We start from the raw sequence: 25,873 nt of genomic DNA, 5'->3' as shown, positions 1-25,873 counted from the left end.
ACGGCGCGGACCTTAATGGAATTCCCAAGCCCCCGCCAGCGCGCAGCTTGCTACTTATCGGCTAGACGCGTCTCACGTCTCGACGAGGCCGCTCGCCGCGCCCGACCCCTGCGAGGCGATCGAGCCGTGCGGCAGGTCCATGTAGGCCGAGGAGCGCATCTCCATGAGGCGGGAGACCGTGCGGGCGAATTCGAAGCCCTCGCGCTTGTCGCCGGCGTAGATCTGCGCGGGCTGCGCCGCCGCCGAGGCGAACAGCTTGACGTGCTCCTCGTAGAGCGCGTCGACGAGCAGGATGAAGCGCTTGACGACGTCGCGCCGCTCCGGCGCGACGACCGGCACGTCGTCGACGATCAGCGTATGGAAGGCGCGCGCGATGGCGAGGTAGTCCGTCGCCCCGAGCGGGCGCTCGCACAGCTCGGCGAAGGAGAAGCGCGCGACATTGGCGCGCGCCTCAGGCACCGGCACGGCGCGGCCGAGCACGCGCAGGGCCAGCGGCTTGCCCTCAGGGGCGCCGGTCAGCGTCTCGAAGACGCCGGTCAGCGCGGCCTGCGCCTCGTCGTTGGCCGGAACGTGCCAGCTGGGCCGCCCCTCGAGCTTCTCGCGGCGGTAGTCGCGGCGCGCCGAAAGCTCGACGATCTCCATCTTGGCGGCGATGAGGTCGATGAAGGGCAGGAACAGGGCGCGGTTGAGCCCGTCCTTGTAGAGCTCCGTCGGCTCGACGTTGGAGGTGGCGACGACGACGACGCCGCGCGCGAACAGGGCGCTGAACAGGCGCCCGAGAATCATCGCGTCGGTGATGTCGGTGACGTGGAACTCGTCGAAGCACAGCAGCGAGGCCTTGGCGGCGATGTCGTCGGCGACCGCGGCGATCGGATCGTCGTTCTTCGGCTTTTTCGTCTTCGCCGCCTCGCGCCAGGCGAAGATCGCGGCGTGGACGTCGGCCATGAAGGCGTGGAAATGGGCGCGGCGCTTCCGCGCGGGCGCGACGGCCTCGTAGAAGAGGTCCATCAGCATGGTCTTGCCGCGCCCGACCGAGCCCCAGACGTAGAGGCCGAGCGGGGCCTCGGCGCGCCGGCCGGCGCCGAAGAAGCGCGCGAGGCCGGAGGGCTTGCCCGCAGGTTCGTAGTCCTCGACCTCGGCGCGCAGCCGCTCGAAGCTCTCGAGCGCATGGCGCTGCGCCTCGTCGCCCGAGAGCAGCCCGCCGTCGACGCGCGCCTGATAGCGATCGAGGAGATTGGCGGACAAACCGGGCTTCCCTGGCCTTCCCGACGGAGGTAAGCGGCCGGTTTACGCTAGAGCGTCGCTTTTGGCCAGACCCCATCGCGCGCGTCTCGCGCCGGGAGAGGCCGGCGCAAGGTCGGCGCGCTTTGATGCGGCGGCGTCGCCGCGGGACGCGAGACGCGAGACGCGCGCAAGCGTCGGTCTTAGCGAAGGCTTAACCCAAACGGCGGCATTCTCGCCGCCGCCGGGTCGCCATTTTCTGCTCGCAATCTGGCCCTACGGTCCGGTCTGACGCGAGCTGCGCGCGACGCCGACGCCTTGAGGAGACAGTTTGACGATGAACCCGAAAGGCCGGAAATCCGCCGCGCGAGCCGCCTCCTTCGCCCTCGCCTCCGGCGCCCTCGTTTCGGCTTTTCCGCTTTGCGCCGCGCCCCTTTCCCCTCTTCCATCGGCCGCCCCGGCGCAGGGCTTCGACGGCGCGCGGATCGAACAGGTCGTCACCTTCGGCCGCGACAGCCGCCGCTCGCTCGAGGAGGCCGCGGCCGCGCAGAACGCGCCCGTCGCGGAGCTGCGCCGCAAATTCGCCGCCTCCGGGCTCATCGAATGCGGCGGCGCGCATGGCGCGGGCCAGCTCACCCTGACCGACGATCTCGTCACCACCGCCGCCCATGTCTTCTTCGACGAGCAGGGCGTCCCGCGCGCGAAAACCTGCGTCTTCGTCAACGAGGTCGAGGGCCGCGAAATCCGCACGCCGGTCGAAATGGGCAGCATCGTCGCCGGCAGCCGCGACCCCTACGCCGTCGCCGCGGTGCATGACTGGGCGGTGGCGCGCCTGGCGCGGCCGCTCACCGGCGTCACGCCCTACGGCCTCGCCAGCGGACAGGCGCCCGGCGCGTCGGTCGCCTTCGTCGCCCGCGGCCATATCGACTGGGGCGAGGGCCGCCGCCTCTCCTTCGAGAAATGCGGCTTCAAGGACCAGCTTTCGGTCGGCGAGGAAGGCACGCGCGAATTCTCCTTCGACTGCGAGACCGGCGACGGCGCCTCGGGCGGCGCGGTGATCTTCGGCGACAAGGGCGAGCCTCTGGTCGGCGCCGTGCTCGTCGGCTGGCGCTCCAACAAGCCGTTCCGCGCGGCGCCTTTCTCGCCGACCCATTACAATTTCGCCGTGACGATCGAGGGCGCCTTCAGGAAGGCGGTCGTCGGCGCCGCCGCGAAAGCCTATGTCGCGCGCTGAGTCTTCGCGCGCCGCTCCGCCCCGGCCGGAGGATTTCCGTTTCCGCGCCTCGGAAAAGATCCGCTACGCCGACCAGGACCCTCAGGGCCACGTCAACAACGTGGTGTTCGCGACCTATCTCGAGATCGGCCGCACCTCGATCCTGCCGGCGCTGCTCGAGATCGAGGAGGGCGCCGCCTTCGTCGTGGCGCGGCTCGCCATCGACTATCTCACCGAGCTCGCCTTTCCGGGCGAGGTCTTGATCTGCACCCGTCTCGTCTCCGCCGGGCGCACCTCGCTGAACATCGAGCAGGCGCTGTTCCAGTCCGGCCATTGCGCCGCGACGGCCTTGAGCGTCGTCGTGCTGGTCGAACGGGCGAGCCGGCGCCCGCGCTCCCTGTCGCAGGCGGGCCGCGAATGGATCTCCGCGCGAAGCTGACGCGGACGCGGCGGTCCGCTACCCGACGCCCGAATGATGATGGGCGCCGCCCTCCTGGCGCGGGCGCGGGATGCGCACGCCGCGCTCCTTCATGTCGCGCAGCTTCAGATACATCATCGCCGTCATCAGCGCGTCGTTGAAGGCGTCGTGCTGGTCGAGCGTCGGCAGGTCGAGGTCGCGCAGGATCGCCGCGAAGGAGAGGTCGATCGAGACGCCCGGCGGCGCGTCGCCATATTTGCGCTCGTAATAGAGCTTCGAGACCTCGATCAGCGGATTGGGCAGCTCGAAGCCGAGAAGGCCGAGCAGATATTTGTCGACCATCCTGACGTCGAAATCGACGTAATAGCCGACGAGCGGGCGCCCACCGATGAAATGCAGGAATTCCGGCATGATCTTTTCGATGCGCGCGGCCGCCTCGACGTCGGCCTCGCGCAGCCTGTGCACCTTGATCGCCTCGGCGTTCATGCGCGCCTCCGGCCGCGCCACCGCCTCGAAGCGCTCGCTCGTCAGGATGCGGTCGCCCCTGATCCTGACCGCGGCGATGGTCACGATGTCGTCGCGGCGCGGATCGAGCCCGGTCGTCTCGCAGTCGAAGGCGACCGCCTCGCCCGGCGGCCCGGGACGGAACATGAAGCGGTAGGACTGGTCGCCGATCGAGATCTGGTGGAACAGCCGCTTCAGCGCGCGCGGAATCATGAGAACATGCTCAGATTGAATTTCCGGCGCACCACGTCGCGAAATTGCTTCACGACCTGGAAGGCGTCGCGCAGCAGGTCGCGCTGCAGGCTCGTGAGTTCGGCCGGGCGCACGAGGGCGCTCTGCGCCGAGGTTTTGGCGAGCTCGGCGGCGAGCTGCGCGTCGAGGCGCAGGCTCATGAGGAAATAGAGCGACTGCGTGAGCTCGTCGCCGAGCCGCTTGCTCAGCGCGCCGATCTCGACGAGCTTGGCGATGCGCTCGGCCGTGTTGGTCTCGTAGAGGCCGCGCTCGAGGGCGAGGCTGCGCACGCCGTGCACGATCGGGAAGATGCCGCCCTTCTTGAGGTCGACGGCGTCGCCGCGCCCGTCGAGGGTGAGCAGGTTGTTGAAGAAGCCGATCGGCGCGGGGAAGGCGTCGGTCGCCCGCGCGAAATGCGACAGATAGGCCGAGGAGCCGCGCGCCGCCTCGATCAGCGCCGCCTTGGCCTTTTCGAGCAGCGCAGCGTCGCCGCCGACGGCGACGGCGTCGTAGAAGATCGCGACGTTCATGTGCGCCGTCTCGTCCGGCAGGCTCGTCCAGCGGCGGAACGCGGCGAGATAGTCGTCGAGGGTTTGCGACCAGATCGGATTGCGCACCATGACTTCGCCCGGACAGGGCGCGAAGCCGAACGAATCGAGCGCGCTGGTGAAGGCGGCGCGGAAGGCGTCGAGATCCTCCTGCGGGACCGGCGCCGCGAGGATCAGCGCATTGTCCTGGTCGGTGCGCGCCGTCTGCTCGCCGCGCCCCTCGCTGCCCATCACGATGAGGCAGCCCTCGCGCGCGATGGAGGGCGGCGCGAGGAGCTGGAACACCCGCTCGAACAGGCGCCGGTTGAGGTCCGAGACGATCTCGGCGACGACGGCGATCTTGACGCCCTGCCGGCGCAGCAGCTTCACCTGCGCCCCGATCTCGCGCGCGGCGACGGCGAGGTCCGGCATCCCCTGCGCCCGGTCGATGCGGCCGGCGACGAGCTGGGCGGCGCCGGCGACGAAGCCGAGGATCTCGATGTCCTCGAGGATGCCGACATAGGCGTCGCCGTCGCGCACGACGACGCGGCGCTTGTTGGTCTTGGTCATCAGGATCAGCGCGGCGTAGACGAAATCCTGCCTGTCGAGGGCGACGAGCTCGTAATGCGCGATCGCCCCGACCGGATCCTCGATCTTCATGCCGCGCAGCACCACCGCCTTCGACAGGTTCATGCCGGTGACGACGCCGACGCGCTCGCCGTCGCGCACGAACAGCGCGTTGGAGTCGATGTCGCGCATGAGGCGCCCCGCCGTCTCGATCGAGTCCGAGGCGTCGACGAAATGCGCCGGGCGCAGGTTCATGTCGCCGACGCGCGCGCGCATGAGCGCGCCGACCGCGGCGTCCTCGTCCTCGCGCGCCATGGCGTCGAGCTTGTGCGAGATGTCGAGATAGAAGAAGGCGGCGAAGCGCGGGTTGGCGCGCACGAGCTCCAGCGCCGCCTCGCGCGGCAGGAGGTAGAGCAGCGTCTCCTCCCGGGCGCGGAAATCGTGCTCGCTGGCGCCCTGGATGAGGCCGCGGCTGTCGAAGAAGTCGTTCGCCTCGTAAAGGGCGACGAGCTCCTCGCCCGCGCGCTCCTCGACGACGCCCTTGATCACCACGTAGAGCGCCTGCGCCGGGGCGCCGGCCTTGATGACGTCCTCGCCGGGACGGACATAGGCGACGTCGAGGGCGCGGCGCAGCGTCTGCGCCTCGGCTTCGCTCAGCCGGTCGAAGGGCGGGTTTGAGGCGTCGAAGGCGTTGGGCATCGTGGCGTCGGGATGCGCCGCGCGCCGGAACGGGCGGCTCCCGCCGCGCTGGAAGACGCGCGGCGGGGCGGATTGAAGGCGGGCGCGGGGCCGGGGCCCGTCAGTGCGCCGAAGCGCCGGCGGCGCCGATGCCGGTCTGGCAGCGCACGAACTGCGCGTCGAAGCCGGCGCGGTCGATTTCCGCGCGCTTCGAATGGTCGAGCTTGGAGAACAGCCAGATCGAGACGAAGGCGATGGTCATCGAGAACAGCGCCGGATTGTCGATCGGGAACGGCGCCGAGCCCTTCGGATTGTGCAGCGTCGCCTCCCACACGGCCGGCGAGAGCACGACCATCACGACCGCCGAGATGAGGCCGAGGAAGCCGCCGATCAGCGCCCCGCGCGTGGTGAGGCCGCGCCAGAACATCGACAGCAGCAGCACCGGGAAGTTGCACGAGGCGGCGATGCAGAAGGCGAGGCCGACCATGAAGGCGACGTTCTGCGTCTCGAAGGCGATGCCGAGCCCGATGGCGAGGATGCCGAGGCAGACGGTGGCGATCTTCGACACCCTGATCTCGTCCTGCTCGTTCGCCTTTCCGCCGCGAATCACCGTGGCGTAGAGGTCGTGGCTGATCGCCGAGGCGCCGGCGAGCGCGAGGCCCGACACCACCGCGAGGATGGTCGCGAAGGCCACCGCCGAGATGAAGCCGAGGAACAGGTCGCCGCCGACCGCGTCGGCGAGATGCACCGCCGCCATGTTCGAGCCGCCGCGCAGCGAGGCGAGCGCGCCCTTGGTCGCGACCGTCGCCTGGTCGATGAACTGCGGGTTGGTCAGCACCAGGGTGATCGCGCCGAAGCCGATGATGAAGGTCAGGATGTAGAAATAGCCGATGAAGCCGGTCGCGTAGAACACCGACTTGCGCGCCGCGGTGGCGTCGGAGACGGTGAAGAAGCGCATCAGGATGTGCGGCAGGCCGGCGGTGCCGAAGATCAGCGCGACGCCGAGCGAGATCGCCGCGATCGGGCTCGTGACCAGCTTGCCGGGCGCCATGATGGCGGCGTGGCCGGGATGCACCTCGATCGCTTTTGCGAACATCGCGTTGAGGCTGAAGCCGAAGTGCCACAGCACGGAGAGCGCCATGAAGGTCGCGCCGGACAGCAGCAGGATGGCCTTGATGATCTGCACCCAGGTCGTCGCCAGCATGCCGCCGAAGGTGACGTAGACGATCATCAGGGCGCCGACGATGACGACGGCGATCCAGTAGTCGAGGCCGAACAGGATCTGGATCAGCTTGCCGGCGCCGACCATCTGCGCGATCAGGTAGAAGGCGACGGTGACGAGCGAGCCGCACGCGGCGAGCACGCGGATCTCGGTTTGCGAGAGGCGGAACGAGGCGACGTCGGCGAAGGTGTACTTGCCGAGGTTGCGCAGCGGCTCGGCGATCAGGAACGTGACGATCGGCCAGCCGACGAGGAAGCCGACCGAATAGATGAGGCCGTCGTAGCCCGACATGTAGACGAGCCCGGAGATGCCGAGAAAGGAGGCGGCCGACATGTAGTCGCCGGCGATGGCGATGCCGTTCTGGAAGCCGGTGATGCCGCCGCCCGCTGAATAGAACTGCGCCGCGGACTTGGTCTGCTTGGCCGCCCAGTAAGTGATGCCGAGCGTGAAGCAGACGAAGATCAGGAACATGGAGATGGCCGACCAGTTGGTGGCCTGCTTGTCGCCGCCTTCGACGGCGCCCGCCGCGAGCGCGGCGACGGGAAGGGCGGCGAAGGCCGCCGCGAGGAGATGCTTGCGGAGCGAGCCCATCAGCGCGCCTCCTCGACAATGTCGCGCGTCAGGCTGTCGTAGAGCGCGTTGGCGCGCATCACGTAGATTCCGACGAGGACGAAGGCGGAAAGGATGACGGCGACGCCGATCGGGATGCCGATCGTGACGACGCTCGATCCGATCGGCGTGCCGAGGAAATGCGGCGCATAGGCGATGAGGAGGATGAAGCCGAAGTAGATCGCCAGCATGATCGCCGAGAGCGTCCACCCGAAGGTCGAGCGTCGCCGCACGAGCTCCTGATATTTTGGATTTCGCTGGATAGCTTCGTAGCCCTGAAAAGCCATGAGACGCGCATCCCCCATTCAGCTGCGGCGCATCCGCGCCCTTATTGTGGTTCGCCGCACATTGGCCCAAGCGGCGCAGTTCCGCAATCCTCGGACGGCTTGACATGGCCTTCTTTCCGCTTCTATTTCGTCGCCTTCCCTCGGAGCGGCGAATACGTACGACCTAACGGCTATGTCGTCGCGCGCTTTGGCGCGCCGGTCCATTGTGCCTTGCGCCGGGCCGGCTTATACTTGTTTTACAGGAAAGTAAGTTTCTCGATTTGTGAAACGGAGCGCGAAATGGAGCGAGCTGCAGCCAAATCCGCGAAGCGGCGCGTCGCGGCCGAACCCGAGCCCCCGGCCCTGCCTCCTTCGCCGCCGCAGACGGAGCTTTACACCGACTCCGGCGCGCCGCGCGCGGGCCTCAGGACCCTTGAGGAGGCGATCGGGGCGCAGATCCGCATGCACCGCAAGCGGCTCGACATCACCGGCGGCGAGCTCGCCGGCGCCGCCGGGCTCTCGACGGGCATGCTGTCGAAGATCGAGAACGGCCAGATCTCGCCCTCGCTGGCGACGCTGCAGTCGCTCGGCAGAGCGCTGAACCAGCCGCTCTCCTCCTTCTTCACGCCGTTCGAGGAGCGGCGCGACTGCTCCTTCGTCAAGGCCGGGGCGGGAGCCTCCATCGAGCGCCGCGGCACCAAGGTCGGCCATCATTATCAGCTGCTCGGCCATTCGCTCGGCGGCAACGACGTCACGATCGAGCCCTATCTGATCCGGCTCAGCGAGGAGGCCAAGCCCTATCCGTCCTTCCAGCACGCCGGCGTCGAGCTCATCTATATGCTGAGCGGCAAGGTGCTCTATCGCCACGCCGAGCGCACATACGCCATGGAGCCCGGCGACACGCTGTTCTTCGACGCCGCGGCGCCGCACGGCCCCGAGGAGCTGACGCAGCTGCCGATGACTTATCTCTCGGTCATCATCTATCCTGAGCAGACGAAATAGGCGCGGAGCCGAAAGCGGGATGGGAGCGCCGACATGACGACGCCGGACGTGCGGGTGATCTGCGCCATCGGCCGGCGCGGCCAGCTCGGCCTTGACGGACGCCTGCCCTGGGAGGGAAACCCCGGACGCGAATACAAGGCCGACGTCGCCCGCTTCTTCGACCTGACGCGCGGCCATGCGCTCGTCGCCGGGCCGCGCACCATCGCCTCGTTTCCCGACTGGGCGCGGCCGGAGCGCACGCTGGTCGCCGTCCGCTCGCACGAGGATCCGCAGGAGGTGCTGTCGCGTTTTCCCGGCCGCGTCGTCTTCGTCGGCGGCGGCCCGCCGGTGTGGGCGGCCTACGCCCGCTTCGTGCGGCACTGGGACGTGACCAAGCTGCCCTATGACGGCGAGGCCGACCGCTGGTTCGATCCGGCCTGGATGACGGCGGGCGCCTGACGGGGCGCCGTCTGAAAGGAAAAGGAGCCGCCATGCCCGACCGCAAGATAGCCCTCGTCGCCGGCGCCTCGCGCGGGATCGGCCTCGGCCTCGTCGAGGCCTTCCTCGCGCGCGGCTGGCGCGTGATCGGAACGCAGCGCGGCGCGAGCGCCACGGGGCTCGCCGCCCTGCCGCAGGAGCGTCTCGTCGTCGAGACGCTCGACGTCGCCGACCCCGCGAGCGTCGAGGCGCTGCGGCTGCGCCTGTCGGGCGGACGGCTCGACGCGCTGTTCGTCAACGCCGGCATTCTCGACGAGCCGCAGAAGCCGATCGGCGAGACGGACGCCGCCGTGTTTCTGCGCCTCATGGAGGTCAACGCCTTCGGCGCGCTCAGGGTGGTCGAGGCGCTGCACGCCCTCGCTCCGGACGGCTCCGTCGTCGGCGCCATGTCGTCGGGCCTTGGCAGCCTCGCGCGCAACGAAAGCGGCGGCTACGAGGCCTATCGCGCCTCGAAGGCCGCGCTCAACATGATGATGCGCTCCTTTTCGGCGCGCGCCGGAAAGGGCCGCGCGGCGGTCGTGATCGATCCGGGCTGGGTGCGCACCGACATGGGCGGGAGCGAGGCGCCGCTTTCCGTCGCCGACAGCGCGCCGAAGATCGTCGACGTTCTGATCGGCGAGATGGGCCGCTCCGGCCCGGCGCGCTTTCTCAACTATCGCGGCGAGACCGTGCCGTGGTGAAGGTCAGCTCGCGCGCAGCCCCGCCGCGGTCATAAGGACGCGCAGGAGGAGGGCGACGACGCCGAGCGCGAGCACGCTCAGCGTCCAGATGGCCGCGAGCCAGAGGAGGCGGCGCGCCCACAACCCGGCGCGCGCGCCCGGCGAGCGCTCAATGATAGCCGACCCCGACTTCGACCTTGCCGCGGAACACGTGATAGGACCAAGCGGTGTAGGTCAGGATGATCGGGATGATGAACAGCGCCCCGACGAGCGCGAAGCCGAGGCTCTGCGGCGGGCCGGCGGCGTCATGGATCGAGAGCCCGGGCGGAATGATGTTCGGCCAAAAGCTGATGGCGAGGCCGGTGTAGCCCAGAAAGAGGATCCCGAGCGCCAGCGCGAAGGGCAGCGCGTTGGGCGAGCGTCCGAGGTCGCGCAGCAGCAGCCACGTCGCCGCCAGCACGAGGACGGGCACGGGCGAGAAGAAGACCAGGTTCGGCAGGCTGAACCAGCGCGCCGCCACGGCCGGGTGGGCGAGCGGGGTCCACAGGCTGACGGCGCCGATGAAGGCGAGCAGGATCAGCGTCACGGGGCGGGCGAGCTCGATCATCCGGCGCTGCAGGTCGCCCTCGGTCTTCATGACGAGCCAGGTCGCGCCGAGCAGGGCGTAGGCGACGACGACGCCGGCGCCGGTGAACAGGCTGAAGGGCGAGACCCAGTCGAAGGCGCCGCCCGTGTAGGCCGGCCCCTTGACCTCGAAGCCGCCGATCGCAGCGCCAAGCGCGGCGCCCTGGAAGAAGGCGGCGACATAGGAGCCGACGGCGAAGGCCGAGCCCCAGATCTCGCGCCGCTCGCCGTTCGCCTTGAAGCGAAACTCGAAGGCGACGCCGCGCAGGATGAGGCCGGCCAGCATCATCGCGAGCGGGATGTAGAGCGCGCTGAGCAGGAAGGAATAGACGATCGGGAAGGCGGCGAGCAGTCCGGCGCCGCCGAGCACCAGCCAGGTCTCGTTGCCGTCCCAGATCGGCGCGACGGAGTTGATGATGGCGTCGCGCTCGTCGTGGCCCTTGACGAAGGGATAAAGGATCCCGATCCCGAGGTCGAAGCCGTCCATGACGACGTACATCATGAGGCCGAAGCCGATGATCACGGCCCAGATGAGCGGAAGGTCGATTCCCATGGCGGGCCCTCTTCTGATCTTTGCGGCTAGGCTAGAAGCTCGCGTCGGGGGCGGCCGACATCGGGCGCGCCGGGCGTTCGTCCAGCGGCCCGCCCTCGAGGCCGCCGGTCGGCGGGCCGTCGACGGGGCCAAGGTCCTTCGGCGGATGGCCGACGATCGACAGCAGATAATAGACGCCGGTCCCGAACACGACGCAATAGAGGACGACGAAGATCGACAGCGTCAGGCCCATGACCGGCCCGGAATGGTTCGAGACGGCGTCGGCGGTGCGCATGACGCCGTAGACGACATAGGGCTGGCGCCCGATCTCGGTGGTCAGCCAGCCGGCGAGGAGGGCGACCAGGCCGGACGGGCCCATCAGCAGGGCGAAGCGCTGGAAGACGCGCGATCCGTAAAGGCGTCCTTCGGGGCGCAGCAGCAGCCCCCAGACGGCGAGCGCCAGCATCAAAAGGCCGAGCCCGACCATGACGCGGAAGGTCCAGAACACGACCGTCGAGTTCGGCCGCTCGTTCGGCGGGAAATCGGAAAGGCCCTTGAACTTGCCGTCCCAGTCATGGGCCAGGATGAGGCCGCCGAGGCGCGGGACCTCGATCTTGTAGAGCGTCTCCTCCCTCGCCATGTCCGGCCAGCCGAACAGGATCAGCGGCGTGCCCTGCTCGCCCGGCGCGTCGCGCCAGTGGCCCTCGATGGCGGCGATCTTGGCCGGCTGATGTTCGAGCGTGTTGAGGCCGTGCGCGTCGCCGGCGAAGATCTGGACCGGCGTGACGACGAGCAGCATCCACAGCGCCATCGAGAACATGGTCCGCACGCGCACCGTGTTCTCGCCGCGCAGGAGATGCCAGGCGCCCGCCGCGCCGACGAACAGCGCCGTCGCGAGATAGGCGGCGAGCGTCATGTGGACGAGGCGGTAGGGGAAGGACGGGTTGAAGATCACCTTGAACCAGTCGACGGGGACGACGCGGCCGCCGACGATCTCGTAGCCCTGCGGCGTCTGCATCCAGCTGTTCGAGGCGAGGATCCAGCTCGCCGAAACGAGCGTGCCGAAGGCGACCATCAGCGTCGCGAAGAAATGCAGCTCCGGCCCGACCTTCTTCCAGCCGAACAGCATGACGCCCAGAAAACCCGCCTCGAGGAAGAAGGCGGTCAGCACCTCGTAGGCGAGCAGCGGGCCGGTGACGCCGCCGGCGAAGGCGCTGAAATAGCTCCAGTTGGTGCCGAACTGATAGGCCATGACGATGCCGGACACGACGCCCATGGCGAAGGTGACGGCGAAGATGCGCGACCAGTACAGATAGAGGTCGCGATAGACGCGGTCCTTGCGCCACAGCCACAGGCCCTCGAGCACCGCGAGGTAGCTCGCGAGCCCGATGGTGATCGCCGGAAAGATGATATGGAAGGAGACGGTGAAGCCGAACTGGATGCGGGCGAGGTCGAGGGCGCTCAAACCGAACATTGCGGAACCCTTCCGTTTGACGGTCCGGCCTTGGACGCCGCCTGGCGGCCTCTCGCGGGCCGCTCCTCGCCCATTCTAGCCACGCTTCGCCGCAAGTCGAGAGCCGCGTGGCCTCCCGCGCGTCAGATCCGAGGAGCCCCGCCCTGTCCCTCGCCTTCCTCGCCGATTTTTTCGCCTCCCCGCTCGCGCCGATGTCGGCGCGCCTCGACTGGTCCGACGTCGCCGCGCGGCTCGCCTGCGCCTGCGTCGTCGGGCTCCTGCTCGGCTTCAACCGCGTCGAGAGCGGCAAGGCCGCCGGCGCGCGCACCACGACGATCGTCTGCCTCGCCATGATCGAGGCCAACGCGCTGCTCTCCACGACCGGGCGCGCGGCGGACGGCTTCGCGACGATGGACCCGATGCGCCTGCCGCTCGGCGTGCTGACCGGGGTCGGCTTCATCGGCGCCGGCGCGATCCTGCGCCGCGGCGAATTCATCGTCGGGCTCACCACCGCCGCGATCCTGTGGCTCGCCACCGTCCTCGGCCTGTGCGCCGGCGGCGGGCGGCTCGCGCTCGCGCTCGTCGGATCGGCCGTCGGCCTCGCCGCGCTGCGCGCCCTCGGATGGATCGAGGCGAGGGCGCCGCGCCGCCACGAAGCGCGGCTCGTCGTCGCCATCGCCGCCCCGGGACCGAGCGAGGCGCAGGTGCGCGCGATCCTGGCGCAGGCCGGGCTCGCCGTCGCGGCGAGCTCAACGACCATCGAGCCGGGGCGGCGGCGCTACGACTTCGACCTGATCCAGAGAAGCCGCCCCGGGCGGACGCAGACGCCCGAGGCGATCGAGGCGCTGGCGCATGAGGACGGCGTCGAGCGGCTCGAATGGCGCCGCGGCGGCCTCGCCGTCGACGCCTATTGACGCCTTCCCGGACTATTTCTCGACGAAGGCCTTCTCGACCACGAAGTCGCCCGGCTCGCCCTGGTTGCCCTCCTTGAGGCCGCGCGCGGAGAGCAGCTTGTGCATGTCCTTGATCATCTCGGGGCTGCCGCACATCATGAAGCGGTCGTCGTCGGCGGAAAGCGGCGGCAGGCCGAGGTCGGCGGCGAGCTTGCCCGAGGCGATGAGGTCGGTCACCCGACCCTGGTTGCGGAACGGCTCGCGCGTCACCGCCGGATAATAGAGAAGCTGGCCCGAGACCATCTCCCCCAGAAGCTCGTCCTTCGGCAGCTCCTTCTCGATCCACTCGGCGAAGGCGAGCTCGGCCTTCTCGCGCACGCCGTGGAAGAGGATCACCCTCTCGAAGCGGGCGTAGGTGTCGGGATCCTTGATGATCGACAGGAAGGGCGCGAGGCCCGTGCCGGTGCCGAGCAGGTAGAGATGGCGTCCGTCGGCGAGATTGTCGATGACCAGCGTGCCGGTCGACTTCCGGCCGACGAGCACCGCGTCGCCCGGCTTGACGTGCTGGAGCCGCGAGGTGAGGGGGCCGTTGCGCACCTTGATCGAGAAGAACGCGAGCGTGTCCTCGTAATTGGCGCTCGCCACCGAATAGGCGCGCATCAGCGGCTTGCCCTCGACCTCGAGCCCGATCATGACGAACTCGCCGTTGCGGAAGCGGAAAGCCTGGTCGCGCGTCGTCCTGAAGCTGAAAAGCCGGTCCGTCCAGTGCCGGACCTCCAGCACCTTCTCCTCGGTGTGCTTGCTCATGTCCCCTCTCTTCGCCTCAGAGCTTGCGCGTCAGCTCGGGCACGGCCTCGAACAGGTCGGCGACGAGGCCGATGTCGGCGATCTGGAAGATCGGCGCCTCCTCGTCGGTGTTGATCGCGACGATGACCTTGGAATCCTTCATGCCGGCGAGATGCTGGATCGCCCCGGAGACGCCGATCGCGAGGTAGACCTCGGGCGCGACGACCTTGCCGGTCTGGCCGACCTGATAGTCGTTCGGCGCGTAGCCGGCGTCGACCGCCGCGCGGCTCGCCCCGACCGCCGCCTTCAGCCTGTCGGCGAGCGGCTCGAGCACCTCCCTGAAACGCTCGGCCGAGCCGAGCGCCCGGCCGCCCGTCACCACCACTTTCGCCGAGGTGAGCTCGGGCCGGCTCGAATCGGACAGCGCCTGCGACACGAAGCTCGAAAGGGGCGCGGCCGGCGCGGCGGCCGCCTCGACCGGCTCGATCCTCCCGGCCCCGCCCTCGCGGGACGCCTTCGCGAAGGCCGTGCCGCGCACGGTGACGACGATCTTGGGGTCGGCGCTCTCGACGAGGGCGACCGCGGCGCCGGCGTAGATCGGCCGGGTGAAGCGGCGCTCGCCCTCGACCGACAGGACGTCGGAGATCTGCGCCACGTCGAGAAGGGCGGCGACGCGCGGCGCGACGTTGCGCCCTTCGGACGTCGCCGGCGCGAGGAAGGCGTCATGCGTCGCCATCAGCGCGACGACGAGCGGGGCGAGCGCCTCCGGGAGCTGATGCGCGAGGCTCTCCGCGTCGGCCGCGAACACGGTCGAAACGCCCGCGATCTTCGCCGCCGCCTGCGCGACGCCCTCGATCCCGCGTCCGGCGACGAGCAGATTGACCTCGCCGAGCCTGCTCGCCGCCGTCACCGCCGAAAGCGTCGCGTCGCGGACGGCGCGCCCGTCGTGCTCGACGAGGACCAGCGTCTTCATGGCGTAGCTCCAAGGCTCTTCAGTCTCGCGACCAGCTCGTCCACATTCTTCACCTTCACGCCGGCCTGGCGCGCCGGCGGCTCGCTCACCTTGAGCACCTTGAGGCGCGGCGCGACGTCGACGCCGTAGTCGGCCGGGCTCTTCACGGCGAGCGGCTTGGATTTCGCCTTCATGATGCCGGGCAGCGAGGCGTAGCGCGGCTCGTTGAGGCGCAAATCGGCGGTGACCACGGCCGGCCCCTTAAGCCGCACCGTCTCGAGGCCGCCGTCGATCTCGCGCGTGACGAGGAAATCCTCGCCCTCGACCTCGATCCTGGAGGCGAAGGCGCCCTGCGGCCATCCGAGCAGGGCGGCGAGCATCTGGCCGGTCTGGCCGCAGTCGTCGTCGATCGCCTGCTTGCCGAGCAGGACAAGGCCGGGCTTCTCCTCCTCGACGACCGCCTTGAGGATCCTGGCGACGGCGAGCGGCTCGACCGCCTCGTCGGTCTGCACGAGCACGCCGCGGTCGATTCCGAGCGCCATCGCCGCGCGAATCGTCTCCTGCGCCTTGGCCGGGCCGATCGAGACGGCGACCGCCTCGCCGGCGAGTTTCTTCTCCTTGAGCCGCACGGCTTCCTCGACGGCGATCTCGTCGAAAGGGTTCATGGACATCTTGGAGTTGGCGAGGTCGACCCCGGTTCCGTCCGGCTTGACCCGGACCTTGACGTTATAGTCAAGCACGCGCTTGACCGCGACCAGCACTTTCATCTCATTCTCCCCGGCGCGGCCCGGCCTGCGCCGCGCCTTCGGGCGCGCGCCGCATCCGCCCCCCGCCCGTCCCATGCCGCCTGAAACGGCGCGCGTCAATGCGCTTCGCCGCGCAAGGCCATGCGGCGACGCGCGGACAGGAGCCCGAAGTGACGCCGACCGCCGAACCGGACCCCTCCCTGCGCCGCGCGGTCGCTCTCGTCGCCCTGCTCAACCTCGGCTATTTCGGCGTCGAATTCGCCGTCGCACTCGTCATCGGCTCGGTGTCGCTGTTCGCCGACAGCATCGACTTCCTCGAGGACACGGCGATCAATTTCCTGATCTTCGCCGCGCTGCGCTGGAGCCCGGCGCGGCGCGCGCGCGTCGGCATGGTCCTTGCCGCCATTCTGCTCGTCCCCGCGCTCGCCACCCTCTGGGCCATCGTCGGCAAGCTCTCGAATTTCGTTCCGCCCGCGCCGGCGCCGCTCGCGCTCGCCGGCCTCGGCGCCTTCGCCGTCAATCTGGCCTGCGCCCTTCTGCTCGCCCGCCATCGTCGGGGCGCCGGCAGCCTGACGCGCGCCGCCTTCCTGTCGGCGCGCAACGACGCGCTGGCCAACGCCGCGGTCGTCCTCGCGGGGCTGGCCACCGCTTTCCTGTGGCCCTCGGCCTGGCCCGACCTCCTCGTCGGCGCCGGAATCGCCGCGCTCAACGCCGACGCGGCGCGCGAGGTGTTCGAGGCGGCGCGTGAGGAGCATGCGGCGGCGCGGTCCTGAGCGCGCCGTTGACAGCGCGGGCTTCGTCGCGGGAAAGAAGGGCGCGCGGCATCCGGCGCCAAGACATCGAAGGCGGCCCATGACCGAAACCCTGACGGCGCAAGGCGCGCCCGCGACGTCTCCGGCGCTCGAATGGTTCGAGGCCGGCGTCCTCGGCCTCGTGCAGGGGCTCACCGAATTCCTGCCGATCTCCTCGAGCGCGCATCTGCGCGTCGTCGGCGCGCTGCTGCCGTCCGCCGCCGATCCCGGCGCGGCCTTCACCGCGATCACCCAGATCGGCACCGAGACGGCGGTGCTCATCTATTTCCGCCGCGACATTTTTCGCATTTCTCGCGCGTGGCTCTCGTCGCTGATCGGTCCGCGCGCGGAAAAGGACGCCGCCGACGCGCGACTCGGCTGGCTCGTCATCCTCGGCACATTGCCGATCGCGATCCTCGGCCTCCTGTTCAGGGACGCGATCGAGGGCGGCCTGCGCAACCTCTACGTCACCGCGACGACGCTCGTCGTCTTCGCGCTCGTCCTCGGCCTCGCCGACCGATTCGGCGCGCGAAAGCTCGCCCTCGACCAGATCGGCTGGGGGCGCGGGCTGGCGCTCGGCTTCGCGCAGGCGCTGGCGCTCGTCCCCGGCGTGTCGCGCTCGGGCGGCACGATCAGCGCCGGGCTGATCCTCGGGCTGACGCGCGAGGCGGCGGCGCGCTACTCCTTCCTGCTCGCCGTTCCAGCGGTGCTGGCCTCGGGCTTCTACCAGCTCTGGCGCCATTTCGGACAGTTCGGGCCGATCGGCCCGTGGCCGACGCTGTTCGCCACGCTCGTCGCCTTCGTCGTCGGCTACGCCGTCATCGTCGGCTTCCTGAAGCTCGTCTCGACGCGCAGCTACATGCCCTTCGTGTGGTACCGGCTGGCGCTCGGAGCGCTGCTGTTCGTCCTGCTCGGCGCCGGCGCGCTGCGGCCCTGAGCGGGCGCCGCGCGCTTCGTCAGCCGTCGCGCGGCGCGCCATGGCCGGCGAGAAACATCTCCACCGCCGCCCGCGCATGGCGGCGCGGCTCGCCGCCGGGCAGCGGCGCGCCGAGCAGCAGCGCGCTCGCCTGCGGATAGGAGATCAGCGCGCCGAGGAACAGCCAGGCCGAGCCGTGCGGGTCGGGGCAGTCGAGCTCGCCCCGCCGCGCCGCCTCGCGCAGATAGTCGGCGAGGCGGGCGACCAGCCGCCCCGGCCCCTGGTCAAAGAAGATGCGGCCGAGCTCGGGCTCGCGCGCCGATTCGGCGACGACGAGGCGATAGAGGCGCAGCGAGTCCGGCCTGCCGAGGAACTCGACGAACTCGACGGCGAGTCCGGCCAGCGCCTCGCGCGGGGGGCCGCGCAACGCGTCGTCGGCGTTGAGATAGCGCGCGCAGCGGCGGCGCACGACCTCGGCGAACAGCTCCGCCTTGGTCCCGAAATGACGGTACAGCGTCTCCTTCGAGGCCTCGGCCAGCGCGGCGATGGCGGCCATCGTCGTCTCGGCGTAGCCGCGCTCGAGGAAGGCGGCCTCGGCGACGATCGCGATCTGGTCGCGCCTCCGGTCGCCCCGGGGGATTTTTCGCGTCTGCGGCTCTACGGCGTGAATGGGATCGCCTCCATCGATGGGGTCGGTGATTTGACTCATACTCCGATGCGATATACCCGTACCAGTGAGTTCGGATAAATTTTTGCGCGACGCCCCGCCGGCGGCCCGGCCCGGACGTTCCGCCGCCGCACGGAGTCATCATGGACAAGAGCGCGGAGTTCGACCAGATCGACGAGGCGGCGGAGCAAGAGGCTTACGCGCCGCATGGGCGCGAGGCGAAGCGCGAGGAGGAGCCGCGCGAGGACGCGCAAGACGACGTCGAGGCGCGGACGAAACCTTCGCCCGGAGCGGACGAGGCGCAGCCCGAACCCGCGACGCGCCGGCGCAAGCGCCCGCTCCTTCTCGCCGCGCTGCTCGTCGCCGGCGCGCTGGCCGGCGGCGGCGCCTATCTGCATTTCGCCACGCTCGGGACGGTTTCGACCGACGACGCCTTCACCGACGGGCGGGCGATCACCATCTCCCCGCAGGTCTCCGGGCAGGTCGTGGCGCTCGAGGTCACGGACAACCAGTTCGTGCACAAGGGCGATCCGCTGATCCGCATCGACCCGCGCCGCTACGAGCAGGACCGCGCGGCGGCCGAAGGCGCGCTCGCGATCGCCAAGGCGCAGCTCGAATCGCTGCGGTTCGGCGCCGAGATCGCCCGCAAGAACTTTCCCGCCGCGCTCGATCAGGCCAAGGCGCAGCTCGCCGCGGCGCGGGCGGCCGAGGCCAAGGCCGAGGCCGACTACCAGCGCCAGAAGAGCCTGCCGAAACAGGCGACGACGCAGCAGGAGGTCGACGCCGCGACGGCCGCGCTGCGGCAGGCGCAGGCGCAGGTGGCGCTGGCGCAGGCGCAGCTCGTCGAGGCCGAGCCGGTCCCGCAGCGCATCGGCCAGGCCGACGCCGACGTCAGCCGGCTCACGGGCCAGGTGGGACAGGCGCAGGCGCAGCTCGACCAGGCGGACCTCAACCTCGACTGGACGGTGGTGCGGGCGCCGCAGGACGGCTGGATCACCAAGCGCAACGTCGAGACGGGCGCCTATGTGACGCCCGGCCAGTCGCTGTTCTCGATCGTCTCGCCCGACGTCTGGGTCACCGCCAATTTCAAGGAGACCCAGCTCGCGAGCATCCGCAAGGGCCAGGAGGTCGAGATCGAGGTCGACGCCTATCCGCAGCTCGCGCTCAAGGGCCGCGTCGACAGCGTGCAGCTCGGCTCGGGCTCTAAGTTCACCGCCTTCCCGCCGGAGAACGCCACCGGCAACTTCGTCAAGATCGTGCAGCGCGTGCCGGTCAAGATCGCCATCGAGAGCGGGCTCGATCCGCAGCTGCCGCTGCCGCTCGGCGTCTCCGTCACGCCGCGGGTGCACGTGAAATGAGCGCGGCCGTCGCGGCGCCGGCGCGCGCCGCGGGGAGCGCGCAGGCCGCGCGGGAGGCCGCCGCCCGGGCGGCGCGCGAGGCGGACGAGCACGCGCGCTGGCGCCCGTCGGCCAATCCGTGGGCGATCGCCGTCGTCGTCACCATGGCCGCCTTCATGGAGATCCTCGACACGACGATCGTCAACGTCGCGCTGCCGCACATCGCCGGCAGCTTGTCGTCGAGCGTCAACGAGGCGACCTGGGCGCTGACTTCATACCTCGTCGCCAACGCCATCGTGCTGACGATCTCGGGCTGGCTCTCCTCGGCGATCGGGCGCAAGCTCTATTTCCTGATCTGCATCGTCATGTTCACGGTCTGCTCGTTCCTGTGCGGGATCGCCTCGAGCCTGCCCGAGCTCGTGATCTTCCGTCTGGCGCAGGGCTTCTTCGGCGGCGGCCTGCAGCCGGTGCAGCAGGCGATCATCCTCGACACCTTTCCGCCCGAGAAGCGCGGCGCGGCCTTCGGCGTCACCGCGATCGCGACCATCGTCGCCCCCGTCCTCGGCCCGACGCTCGGCGGCTACGTCACCGACGCCTACGACTGGCGCTGGATTTTCTTCATGAACATCCCCGTCGGCGCGCTCGCCGCCGCGCTGATCTTCGCCCTCGTCGAGGACCCGCCCTGGCTGAAGCGGGCCGCGGCCAAGCACATCGACGTCGTCGGCCTCGCCCTCATCACCCTTGGCCTTGGCGCCCTGCAGGTGATGCTCGACCGCGGCGAGGACGACGACTGGTTCGACTCGGGCTTCATCCAGCTCATGGCCGTCCTCGCCGCCGCCGGGATCGCCGGGGCGATCCTGTGGCTGCGCACGGCGAAGCGTCCGATCGTCAACCTCGAGGTGTTCAGGGACCGCAACTTCGCCATGGGCTGCGTGTGCATCTCGGCCGTCGGCGGCGTGCTCTACGCCGGCGCCGTGGTCATTCCGCAGTTCGCGCAGTCGATCATGGGCTACACCGCGACCTGGTCCGGCCTCATCCTGTCGCCGGGGGGCCTTGCGATCATCGTCATGATCCCGATCATCGGACAGGCGATGCGCCACCTGCAGACGCGGCTCATCATCGCCGCCGGCTTCTTCGTGATGGGCTGCGCCTTCATCTATTCGAGCCGGCTCTCGCCCGACATCGACTTCGGCACGCTCGTCGGGATGCGCGCGGCGCAGACCGTCGGCCTCGCCTTCCTGTTCGTGCCGATCTCGACGATCGCCTACGTCACCCTGCCGCGCTCGCTGAACGGCGACGCGACGGCGTTGTTCTCGATGTTCCGCAACGTGTTCGGCTCGATCGGCATCTCGCTCGCGACCGCCGCGATCACGCAGCGTTCGCAGGTCCATCAGGCGCAGCTGTCGAAATGGGCGAGCCCGTTCCACCAGCCGTTCAACGACCTCGTCGCCTCCTATCAGGCCTCGCTGGTCGCGATGGGCCATACGGCGGCGGCGGCGCATGACGTCGCGGTCGGCATGGTCTACCAGGCCTTCCGCAAGCAGGCGCAGATCCTCGCCTATTCCGACGTCTTCCTCTACGCCGGGTTCGTCGCGCTCTGCGTCGTCCCGTTCTGCTTCTTCCTCACCAAACGCAAGGCGGCGCGCGGCGCCGGCGGAGGACATTGACGTTGGGCGCTCCCCTGACCGCTCCCCTCTCGCGCGCCAGCCTTCTGGCCGTCCTCCTCGCGCTCGGCGGCTGCGATTCCGTCGGGCCGAATTTTTCGCCGCCCGACCCGCAGCTGCCGCGCGCCTCCTTCCGCGGCCCGCCGGCGCCGGGACAGCCCGCTCCGGCGCCGACGCCGGCTCAGGCGCGCGTCGAGGAGAAGCTCGACTCCTGGTGGCTATCCTTCCGCGACCCGACGCTGGCCGCGCTCGCCGAGCGGGCGGCGGACGAGAATCTCGACGTCGCGGAGGCCTCCGCCCGCATCGGGCAGGCGCGGGCGCAGCGCGGCGTCGCTGCGTCGGCGGCGCTGCCCGGGATCAACGGAGACGCCTCCTACCAGCGCGAGCTCTACAGCAAGAACGGCATCCTGAGCCTCGCCGGGCCGGACCTCTCCGCGCCGCCGATCAGCGTCTGGCAGACCGGCTTCGACGCCTCCTGGGAGCTCGACCTCTGGGGCCGGGTGCGCCGGCAGGTCGAGGCCGCGAGCGCCGACGTCGCCGCCGCCGAGGAGCGCCGGCGCGACGTCCTCGTCTCGACGCAGGCCGAGATCGCACGCAATTACGCGGCGCTGCGCGGCGCGCAGCGGCGGGTGGGGATTCTCGAGGCCAATCTGAAAAGCGCCGAGGAAAGCCTCGAGCTGACGCGCACGCGCGCGGCGAAGGGCCTCGTCAGCGACCTCGACGTGCAGAACGCCGCCGCCCTCGTCTCCGGCGTGAAGGCGCAGATTCCGGCCGCGCGCAACGAGATCGACGCCGACGCCAACGCGCTCGCGCTGCTGCTCGGCCAGCCGCCCGGCGCGCTCGCGGCGCAGGTGGCGAAGCCCTCGCGCCTGCGCGCCCCGCCGGTTCCCGCGCTCGGCGTGCCGGGCGAGCTCGCGCGGCGGCGTCCCGACATCCGCGCCGCCGAGGCCGACCTGCACGCCGCGACCGCCGACATCGGCGTCGCCGTCGCCGACTTCTACCCGAGCGTCAAGCTCAACGGCACGGTCGCGCTCAACGCGCTCGACGCCGCCAAGCTGTGGCGCGGAAGCTCGCTGCAATATCAGTTCGGCCCCGCCCTCTCGCTGCCGATCTTCGAGGGCGGCCGGCTCAAGTCGACGCTGGAGCTGCGCGAGGCGCGCCAGCAGGAGACGGCGATCGCCTGGCGCAAGAGCGTGCTCAACGCCTGGCGCGAGGTCGTCGACGCGCTCAACGCCTATGACGCGGAGCGCCGCCGCGGCGTCGAGCTCGCCGCGCAGGTCGATCACGCGCGCCAGGCGCTCGCGATCTCGCGCACGCGCTATGAGGGCGGCGTCGCCGACTTCATCCGCGTGCTCGACGCCCAGCGCACCATGCTCGAGGCGATGGTCGAGCAGGAGCGCAGCGACACCAGCCTCTGCGTCGACGCGATCGCCCTCTACAAGGCGCTCGGCGGCGGCTGGCGGGGACGGTTTCCGCCGGCTCCGCCCGCTCCCGAAGCCTCGCCGATCGAGGCCGCGCTCGCGCCGCTCTAGGGCGTTTTCAGCAAAAGTTGCAGACTTTTGCGTTGAGAAAACGCGTTTAAACAAATAGCTAGAGCGCGTTCGGCGAATTGGATTTCGCTGAACGCGCTCTAGCGCCGGAACCACGAAGGCGCCAAGGTCGTCGCCGCTTAGACGATTGTATTTAGATATATCTTATATCAAAATCCACCCGCGCGGAGCCGACAGGCCGCGCCGATCCTTGCGGCGCCGCGCGGGACGCGGCCGCCGCCACGCTGCGCCATCCGCCGGCGTGGGCGAAGGCGACCGGCTGCTGGATCAAGAGCGTCGCCGACGCCCACGGGAAGCTCTCGGCGCCACCGGCGCTTCGCGACGCAAAAAACCCGCCGACTGAAGACGGCGGGCGAAGTTGGTCGGGGAGAAAGGTCGGGGAAGGCGCGCGGCCCGAGCGGGAGCCGCCGCGCAAGTGCGGGCAAGTGTTTGAAGCGACGGCTTCAGCGCCGGGTTATTCGATGGAGGCGAGGCCAGCCTTCGCCCGGCGCCTTGCCGCTCCGGCGATCGCGCCGGTCATGTCGGCTTCTCATAAGTCAGGCCGTAACGCGAAAAGATCGCCTGCAGCTCGTCGTCCTCGATCATTTTCCCCAGCGCCTCGTCGATCTTCCGCAACGCCGCGGCGTCGGCTCGCCGCAGGCCCATCGCGGCGGAATAGTCGAAGCTCGGATCAAGCGCGACCGACGACTCCGCGCGCAGCGGAAGCGCCGGATCAAGATGCGCCCGCCACTGAAAGGCGTAAAGCGGCAGCAGGCCGCCATCAGCCTCGCCCTTCGCCACGGCGTCGAGAATCTCGTCATTCTCCAGGAATCGGACCCACAGGGAATATCCCTGCTCATTGAGGACATGGCGGGCGAAGGACGTCGCGAGCACCGCGACATGGCCGCTTTTGAACTCGGCCAAATCATGCGCCTGCGCGCGGTCCTTGGGCACGACGAGCGTCGAGCGCACGCGGACATAGGGGATCGTCTGCTTGAGCGGATCGTCCCCTTCGATCGCGACGGCGGGAACGAGGTCGCAGTCCGTCTTGCGGATATACTCCGCCGAGAACAGCCAGGTGTATTCGGCTTCGACGCCGAGGTTGCGGGCCAACGCGTCGCCGATGTCGATGAAAATTCCCTTCGGCTTCGGCCGGGCCGAAGAATAGGGCGGATTGTCTTCCTGCACGCAGATCTTGAGCGCGCCTGAGCTCAGGATTTCCGCCAGCGGACGCGCGAGGCCTGTATTCGCCGAGAGCGACAACGCGGCGAGCCCGGCGAGGGCGAGGCTATTTCGCCGCCGGCTTCGCCTGGAGCGAAAGCACATAAGCCACGAGTTTCCAGATTGTCGGCTCATCGAGCGAATCCTTCCACGTCGGCATGACCAGCGAGCCGCTTCTCTTGCCGTTGGAAATGGTCGTGAAGAGATAATCCTGCGTGAGATCGTCCCGACCGGCGATCGGCCCGGTCTTGCCGCCGCTGCCCGCATTGCCGTGACAGTAGACGCAGGTTTGCGCGAATTGAACCCGCCCCTCTTCGATGATCGCCGGGTCGCCGAGGTTGAACGGCGGCTGCGTTTCGGCTTCCTGCGCCTGCGCGGCGCCGCAAAAGGCGAGCGCGACCGCGGCCAGGCGCGCGGGATCGAAGCGCCGTCATGATCAAGAGTACAGGCATGTTCGATTTCGTCCTCATGGTCGCCGCCGTGCGGCGCAAAGGCGAAGGCTGGAAAAATCGGGCGCGAGCGAGCCGCCCGCGCCCGAGGGCTGGGAAAGTCAGTTGTCCTCGACCGAGAAAGTGATGACCGCCGCGCCGCCCTGCAGCTTGCTGACCGCCGGGAAGGCGCTCGCCATGAAGCCGGGCGCGAGCGATCCCCAGCCGGCGGGCACGGAGATATACTGTTCGCCGTTCACCGCGTAGCTGACGATGCCGGCGCGCACGCCGGAGCCGACGTTGAATTCCCATAGCTCCGCGCCGGAGTCCGCGTCATAGGCGCGGACGAATCCGTGGGCGACGCCGTTGAAGACGAGGCCGCCGCCCGTCGTCAATACGCCGCCGAGTCCGGGGATGTCGTAGGGGATCGACCATTTCAGCTTGCCGGTGAGCGGATCGCGCGCGTCGAGCCTGGCGCTCGCCGGCGCATTCAGCGGCGGGACCGCCTCGAGCTTGGAGACGCCGAGATAGAGGCCGGCGACGCCGATCTTCGAGACGTCCTGCCGCGCCGGGACGAGCGTCTGGCACACCTCCATAGCGTTCGTGTACCAGAGCTTGGTCGTCGGATTGTAGGCGCCCGCGTTCCAGCTGCGCACGCCGAGGAGATAGGGGCAAAGCACCGTCTCCTTTCCTAGCGGGAAGTCGCCGACCTGACCGATCGTCTCGCCTGTTTTCGGATCGATGTCTTTGACCCAGTTGATGTTCTCGGCGAGCCGCCACACGTTGTAGATCCTGCCGTTGCTCTTCTCCATCACGAAGACGAAGCCGCTCTTGCTCAGATGCATGATGAGCTGGCGCCCTTCGTGGTCGATCGCCACCGCTTCATAGGCGGCGTCGTAATCATAGTGATCGCCTGGAACTTCCTGCCGGTGCCATTTGAGGGAGCCGGTCTTGGGGTCGAGGGCGAGCAGGGACGCCGCGGCGTCTCCTGTCGCGTTGTTTTCGCCCACCGGCGTCGCATTCAGGCTTTCCCATTGTTTCCCCCTCTCACTGTCATGGACGGCCCGCGAGCCCGCAGGCGCGCCCCCCTCCGTTCAGGCGCCGAGCGATTTCTTTATGATCGCATTGACCGCTGCGGCCTTCTCCATCTGCACCATGTGTCCGGCGCCCTCGATCACCTGCGCCGTCCAGCCCGCGGGCGGCGGGGCGGCGTGCGAGGCCGGGATGACCTTGTCGGACGCGCCCCAGATCACCGTGACCGGCTTGCCGATCGCCTGCGCCTCCTTCGTCATGACGGCGCTCTGGCGCCCGCCGGCGAAGGCCGCGGAGGAGATCGCCGCGAGCGCCTCGCCGACGCCGTCGAGGCGCTTGTATTTCAGGAGGTCGTCGATCATCTGCCGGCTGACGAGGCCGCCCATCAGGATGACGTTCGGATCGCGCGCCATCTCAAGGTCGAGCGCTTCGTTGACCGCCTGCTTGTAGCTGATCTTGCGAGCCATGCCCGCTCCTCCCCTTTTTTCAGTATGAGACGTAGACGTCGGCCATGAGGTCCTTGGGCGAAGGCTGCGGCGCGGCCTTGGCGCTCGCCTCCTCGCCCGCGTAGAGATGGACGAAGCCCGGGATGTCCCCCTTGGCGAATTCGATGTGCAGCCGCTCCTCGAACTCGCGGATCGTCTTCATCTGGCGGTAGGCTTCGAGCAGCGCCGCCTTGTCGAGCGGATTTGATGCGTCGGTCATGAA

At 69.4% G+C, this 25,873-nt stretch carries 27 protein-coding genes and 1 pseudogene; 11 read left to right on the top strand and 17 right to left on the bottom strand.

Features of this window, described 5'->3' with window-relative positions:
- Window positions 1–72: 72 nt before the first annotated feature.
- Window positions 73–1,245, bottom strand: coding sequence for a cell division protein ZapE (gene zapE / locus ACE3OG_RS03795; RefSeq protein WP_374306165.1), 1,173 nt, complete (start codon window positions 1,243–1,245; stop codon window positions 73–75).
- Between the two features lie 313 nt (window positions 1,246–1,558).
- Between zapE and ACE3OG_RS03790 the strand changes: the two genes are divergently transcribed.
- A complete protein-coding gene (locus ACE3OG_RS03790) occupies window positions 1,559–2,455 on the top strand; it encodes a trypsin-like peptidase domain-containing protein (protein ID WP_374306163.1) in 897 nt (298 codons plus the stop codon).
- Complete coding sequence (locus ACE3OG_RS03785; protein WP_374306162.1) at window positions 2,442–2,873, top strand: acyl-CoA thioesterase; 432 nt, start codon at window positions 2,442–2,444, stop codon at window positions 2,871–2,873. The genes ACE3OG_RS03790 and ACE3OG_RS03785 overlap by 14 nt, the downstream gene beginning before the upstream one ends.
- An 18-nt stretch (window positions 2,874–2,891) precedes the next feature.
- Here ACE3OG_RS03785 and ACE3OG_RS03780 read toward each other — a convergent pair whose 3' ends face one another.
- The 4 genes from ACE3OG_RS03780 to ACE3OG_RS03765 all read right to left on the bottom strand — a co-directional run bounded on the left by ACE3OG_RS03780 (window position 2,892) and on the right by ACE3OG_RS03765 (window position 7,477).
- On the bottom strand, window positions 2,892–3,569 hold the full coding sequence (locus tag ACE3OG_RS03780; RefSeq protein WP_374306161.1) for a 3'-5' exonuclease: 678 nt from the start codon (window positions 3,567–3,569) through the stop codon (window positions 2,892–2,894).
- Window positions 3,566–5,380: a putative nucleotidyltransferase substrate binding domain-containing protein gene (locus tag ACE3OG_RS03775; RefSeq protein WP_374306159.1), complete on the bottom strand. Its 1,815-nt coding sequence runs from the start codon at window positions 5,378–5,380 to the stop codon at window positions 3,566–3,568. Before ACE3OG_RS03775 ends, ACE3OG_RS03780 begins: the two co-directional genes overlap by 4 nt.
- Before the next feature lie 100 nt (window positions 5,381–5,480).
- Window positions 5,481–7,172 (bottom strand): cation acetate symporter, encoded by a 1,692-nt coding sequence (locus ACE3OG_RS03770; protein WP_374306158.1) that lies wholly within the window; start codon window positions 7,170–7,172, stop codon window positions 5,481–5,483.
- On the bottom strand, window positions 7,172–7,477 hold the full coding sequence (locus ACE3OG_RS03765) for a DUF485 domain-containing protein (RefSeq protein WP_374306157.1): 306 nt from the start codon (window positions 7,475–7,477) through the stop codon (window positions 7,172–7,174). Before ACE3OG_RS03765 ends, ACE3OG_RS03770 begins: the two co-directional genes overlap by 1 nt.
- 279 nt (window positions 7,478–7,756) lie before the next feature.
- Between ACE3OG_RS03765 and ACE3OG_RS03760 the strand changes: the two genes are divergently transcribed.
- From ACE3OG_RS03760 to ACE3OG_RS03750, 3 genes are read left to right on the top strand one after another with little or no spacing between them, the layout of a single operon-like run.
- Window positions 7,757–8,458 (top strand): helix-turn-helix domain-containing protein, encoded by a 702-nt coding sequence (locus ACE3OG_RS03760; RefSeq protein ID WP_374306156.1) that lies wholly within the window; start codon window positions 7,757–7,759, stop codon window positions 8,456–8,458.
- Window positions 8,459–8,491: 33 nt separating this feature from the next.
- Window positions 8,492–8,896 (top strand): dihydrofolate reductase, encoded by a 405-nt coding sequence (locus ACE3OG_RS03755; RefSeq protein WP_374306155.1) that lies wholly within the window; start codon window positions 8,492–8,494, stop codon window positions 8,894–8,896.
- A 32-nt stretch (window positions 8,897–8,928) separates the two neighbouring features.
- A complete protein-coding gene (locus ACE3OG_RS03750; protein WP_374306154.1) occupies window positions 8,929–9,615 on the top strand; it encodes an SDR family NAD(P)-dependent oxidoreductase in 687 nt (228 codons plus the stop codon).
- 3 nt (window positions 9,616–9,618) lie between these two features.
- Here ACE3OG_RS03750 and ACE3OG_RS03745 read toward each other — a convergent pair whose 3' ends face one another.
- Genes ACE3OG_RS03745 through ACE3OG_RS03735 form a run of 3 tightly spaced genes read right to left on the bottom strand, consistent with a single transcriptional unit; the run spans window position 9,619 to window position 12,224 of the window.
- Entirely contained in the window at window positions 9,619–9,738 is a 120-nt protein-coding gene (locus ACE3OG_RS03745) for a DUF2474 family protein (RefSeq protein WP_374306152.1), read from the bottom strand.
- Window positions 9,739–9,763: 25 nt separating this feature from the next.
- Window positions 9,764–10,771, bottom strand: coding sequence for a cytochrome d ubiquinol oxidase subunit II (gene cydB / locus ACE3OG_RS03740; protein WP_374306151.1), 1,008 nt, complete (start codon window positions 10,769–10,771; stop codon window positions 9,764–9,766).
- A gap of 31 nt (window positions 10,772–10,802) precedes the next feature.
- On the bottom strand, window positions 10,803–12,224 hold the full coding sequence (locus tag ACE3OG_RS03735) for a cytochrome ubiquinol oxidase subunit I (RefSeq protein WP_374306150.1): 1,422 nt from the start codon (window positions 12,222–12,224) through the stop codon (window positions 10,803–10,805).
- A 107-nt stretch (window positions 12,225–12,331) separates the two neighbouring features.
- Here ACE3OG_RS03735 and ACE3OG_RS03730 point away from each other — a divergent pair, with 107 nt between their 5' ends.
- Window positions 12,332–13,117: an MgtC/SapB family protein gene (locus tag ACE3OG_RS03730; RefSeq protein ID WP_374306149.1), complete on the top strand. Its 786-nt coding sequence runs from the start codon at window positions 12,332–12,334 to the stop codon at window positions 13,115–13,117.
- A 12-nt stretch (window positions 13,118–13,129) separates the two neighbouring features.
- Here the strand turns inward: ACE3OG_RS03730 and ACE3OG_RS03725 are convergent, their stop codons facing one another.
- From ACE3OG_RS03725 to ACE3OG_RS03715, 3 genes are read right to left on the bottom strand one after another with little or no spacing between them, the layout of a single operon-like run.
- Window positions 13,130–13,903, bottom strand: a complete 774-nt coding sequence (locus tag ACE3OG_RS03725; RefSeq protein WP_374306148.1) for a ferredoxin--NADP reductase — start codon at window positions 13,901–13,903, stop codon at window positions 13,130–13,132.
- Window positions 13,904–13,919: 16 nt separating this feature from the next.
- A complete protein-coding gene (locus tag ACE3OG_RS03720; protein WP_374306147.1) occupies window positions 13,920–14,855 on the bottom strand; it encodes an electron transfer flavoprotein subunit alpha/FixB family protein in 936 nt (311 codons plus the stop codon).
- On the bottom strand, window positions 14,852–15,601 hold the full coding sequence (locus ACE3OG_RS03715; RefSeq protein ID WP_374306146.1) for an electron transfer flavoprotein subunit beta/FixA family protein: 750 nt from the start codon (window positions 15,599–15,601) through the stop codon (window positions 14,852–14,854). Before ACE3OG_RS03715 ends, ACE3OG_RS03720 begins: the two co-directional genes overlap by 4 nt.
- A 149-nt stretch (window positions 15,602–15,750) precedes the next feature.
- Between ACE3OG_RS03715 and ACE3OG_RS03710 the strand changes: the two genes are divergently transcribed.
- Entirely contained in the window at window positions 15,751–16,353 is a 603-nt protein-coding gene (locus ACE3OG_RS03710; protein ID WP_374306145.1) for a cation transporter, read from the top strand.
- A 79-nt stretch (window positions 16,354–16,432) separates the two neighbouring features.
- On the top strand, window positions 16,433–17,308 hold the full coding sequence (locus ACE3OG_RS03705) for an undecaprenyl-diphosphate phosphatase (protein WP_374306144.1): 876 nt from the start codon (window positions 16,433–16,435) through the stop codon (window positions 17,306–17,308).
- A gap of 19 nt (window positions 17,309–17,327) precedes the next feature.
- Here the strand turns inward: ACE3OG_RS03705 and ACE3OG_RS03700 are convergent, their stop codons facing one another.
- Window positions 17,328–17,996 (bottom strand): TetR/AcrR family transcriptional regulator, encoded by a 669-nt coding sequence (locus ACE3OG_RS03700; protein ID WP_374306143.1) that lies wholly within the window; start codon window positions 17,994–17,996, stop codon window positions 17,328–17,330.
- Between the two features lie 101 nt (window positions 17,997–18,097).
- Between ACE3OG_RS03700 and ACE3OG_RS03695 the strand changes: the two genes are divergently transcribed.
- Genes ACE3OG_RS03695 through ACE3OG_RS03685 form a run of 3 tightly spaced genes read left to right on the top strand, consistent with a single transcriptional unit; the run spans window position 18,098 to window position 22,487 of the window.
- A complete protein-coding gene (locus ACE3OG_RS03695) occupies window positions 18,098–19,312 on the top strand; it encodes an HlyD family secretion protein (RefSeq protein WP_374306141.1) in 1,215 nt (404 codons plus the stop codon).
- Window positions 19,309–20,958, top strand: coding sequence for a DHA2 family efflux MFS transporter permease subunit (locus ACE3OG_RS03690; RefSeq protein WP_374306140.1), 1,650 nt, complete (start codon window positions 19,309–19,311; stop codon window positions 20,956–20,958). Before ACE3OG_RS03695 ends, ACE3OG_RS03690 begins: the two co-directional genes overlap by 4 nt.
- 2 nt (window positions 20,959–20,960) lie before the next feature.
- Window positions 20,961–22,487, top strand: a complete 1,527-nt coding sequence (locus ACE3OG_RS03685) for an efflux transporter outer membrane subunit (RefSeq protein ID WP_374306139.1) — start codon at window positions 20,961–20,963, stop codon at window positions 22,485–22,487.
- A 534-nt stretch (window positions 22,488–23,021) separates the two neighbouring features.
- On the opposite strand, the gene ACE3OG_RS03680 is transcribed toward ACE3OG_RS03685, so the two are convergent.
- The 5 genes and pseudogenes from ACE3OG_RS03680 to ACE3OG_RS03660 all read right to left on the bottom strand — a co-directional run.
- Window positions 23,022–23,672 (bottom strand): substrate-binding periplasmic protein, encoded by a 651-nt coding sequence (locus ACE3OG_RS03680; RefSeq protein ID WP_374306138.1) that lies wholly within the window; start codon window positions 23,670–23,672, stop codon window positions 23,022–23,024.
- Between the two features lie 100 nt (window positions 23,673–23,772).
- Complete coding sequence (locus ACE3OG_RS03675; RefSeq protein ID WP_374306311.1) at window positions 23,773–24,024, bottom strand: cytochrome c; 252 nt, start codon at window positions 24,022–24,024, stop codon at window positions 23,773–23,775.
- Between the two features lie 231 nt (window positions 24,025–24,255).
- Window positions 24,256–25,143 carry a PQQ-binding-like beta-propeller repeat protein gene (locus ACE3OG_RS03670; protein WP_374306137.1) on the bottom strand — a complete coding sequence of 296 codons (888 nt, stop codon included), beginning with the start codon at window positions 25,141–25,143 and terminating at the stop codon, window positions 24,256–24,258.
- Window positions 25,144–25,227: 84 nt separating this feature from the next.
- Window positions 25,228–25,632, bottom strand: coding sequence for an alpha/beta fold hydrolase (locus tag ACE3OG_RS03665; RefSeq protein WP_374306135.1), 405 nt, complete (start codon window positions 25,630–25,632; stop codon window positions 25,228–25,230).
- Window positions 25,633–25,711: 79 nt separating this feature from the next.
- Window positions 25,712–25,870: pseudogene (locus ACE3OG_RS03660) on the bottom strand (ABC transporter substrate-binding protein); the annotation flags it as partial.
- Window positions 25,871–25,873 lie beyond the last annotated feature (3 nt).

This window comes from Methylocella sp. (genome assembly GCF_041905455.1).
In the GTDB taxonomy this organism is placed as follows: domain Bacteria; phylum Pseudomonadota; class Alphaproteobacteria; order Rhizobiales; family Beijerinckiaceae; genus Methylocapsa.
The sequence above is the reverse complement of the archived record's forward strand: the minus strand, read 5'-3'. Positions and strand labels throughout refer to the sequence as shown.

Bases quoted from the DNA above. Each gene is read 5' to 3' on its own strand.
- ACE3OG_RS03735 (WP_374306150.1), bottom strand. From the start codon at position 12,224: ATGTTCGGTTTGAGCGCCCTCGACCTCGCCCGCATCCAGTTCGGCTTC.
- ACE3OG_RS03760 (WP_374306156.1), top strand. From the start codon at position 7,757: ATGGAGCGAGCTGCAGCCAAATCCGCGAAGCGGCGCGTCGCGGCCGAA.
- ACE3OG_RS03770 (WP_374306158.1), bottom strand. From the start codon at position 7,172: ATGGGCTCGCTCCGCAAGCATCTCCTCGCGGCGGCCTTCGCCGCCCTT.
- ACE3OG_RS03690 (WP_374306140.1), top strand. From the start codon at position 19,309: ATGAGCGCGGCCGTCGCGGCGCCGGCGCGCGCCGCGGGGAGCGCGCAG.
- ACE3OG_RS03665 (WP_374306135.1), bottom strand. From the start codon at position 25,632: ATGGCTCGCAAGATCAGCTACAAGCAGGCGGTCAACGAAGCGCTCGAC.
- ACE3OG_RS03750 (WP_374306154.1), top strand. From the start codon at position 8,929: ATGCCCGACCGCAAGATAGCCCTCGTCGCCGGCGCCTCGCGCGGGATC.
- ACE3OG_RS03715 (WP_374306146.1), bottom strand. From the start codon at position 15,601: ATGAAAGTGCTGGTCGCGGTCAAGCGCGTGCTTGACTATAACGTCAAG.
- ACE3OG_RS03755 (WP_374306155.1), top strand. From the start codon at position 8,492: ATGACGACGCCGGACGTGCGGGTGATCTGCGCCATCGGCCGGCGCGGC.
- ACE3OG_RS03705 (WP_374306144.1), top strand. From the start codon at position 16,433: ATGACCGAAACCCTGACGGCGCAAGGCGCGCCCGCGACGTCTCCGGCG.
- ACE3OG_RS03790 (WP_374306163.1), top strand. From the start codon at position 1,559: ATGAACCCGAAAGGCCGGAAATCCGCCGCGCGAGCCGCCTCCTTCGCC.
- ACE3OG_RS03725 (WP_374306148.1), bottom strand. From the start codon at position 13,903: ATGAGCAAGCACACCGAGGAGAAGGTGCTGGAGGTCCGGCACTGGACG.
- ACE3OG_RS03775 (WP_374306159.1), bottom strand. From the start codon at position 5,380: ATGCCCAACGCCTTCGACGCCTCAAACCCGCCCTTCGACCGGCTGAGC.
- ACE3OG_RS03720 (WP_374306147.1), bottom strand. From the start codon at position 14,855: ATGAAGACGCTGGTCCTCGTCGAGCACGACGGGCGCGCCGTCCGCGAC.
- ACE3OG_RS03700 (WP_374306143.1), bottom strand. From the start codon at position 17,996: ATGAGTCAAATCACCGACCCCATCGATGGAGGCGATCCCATTCACGCC.
- ACE3OG_RS03785 (WP_374306162.1), top strand. From the start codon at position 2,442: ATGTCGCGCGCTGAGTCTTCGCGCGCCGCTCCGCCCCGGCCGGAGGAT.
- cydB (WP_374306151.1), bottom strand. From the start codon at position 10,771: ATGGGAATCGACCTTCCGCTCATCTGGGCCGTGATCATCGGCTTCGGC.
- ACE3OG_RS03780 (WP_374306161.1), bottom strand. From the start codon at position 3,569: ATGATTCCGCGCGCGCTGAAGCGGCTGTTCCACCAGATCTCGATCGGC.
- ACE3OG_RS03765 (WP_374306157.1), bottom strand. From the start codon at position 7,477: ATGGCTTTTCAGGGCTACGAAGCTATCCAGCGAAATCCAAAATATCAG.
- ACE3OG_RS03695 (WP_374306141.1), top strand. From the start codon at position 18,098: ATGGACAAGAGCGCGGAGTTCGACCAGATCGACGAGGCGGCGGAGCAA.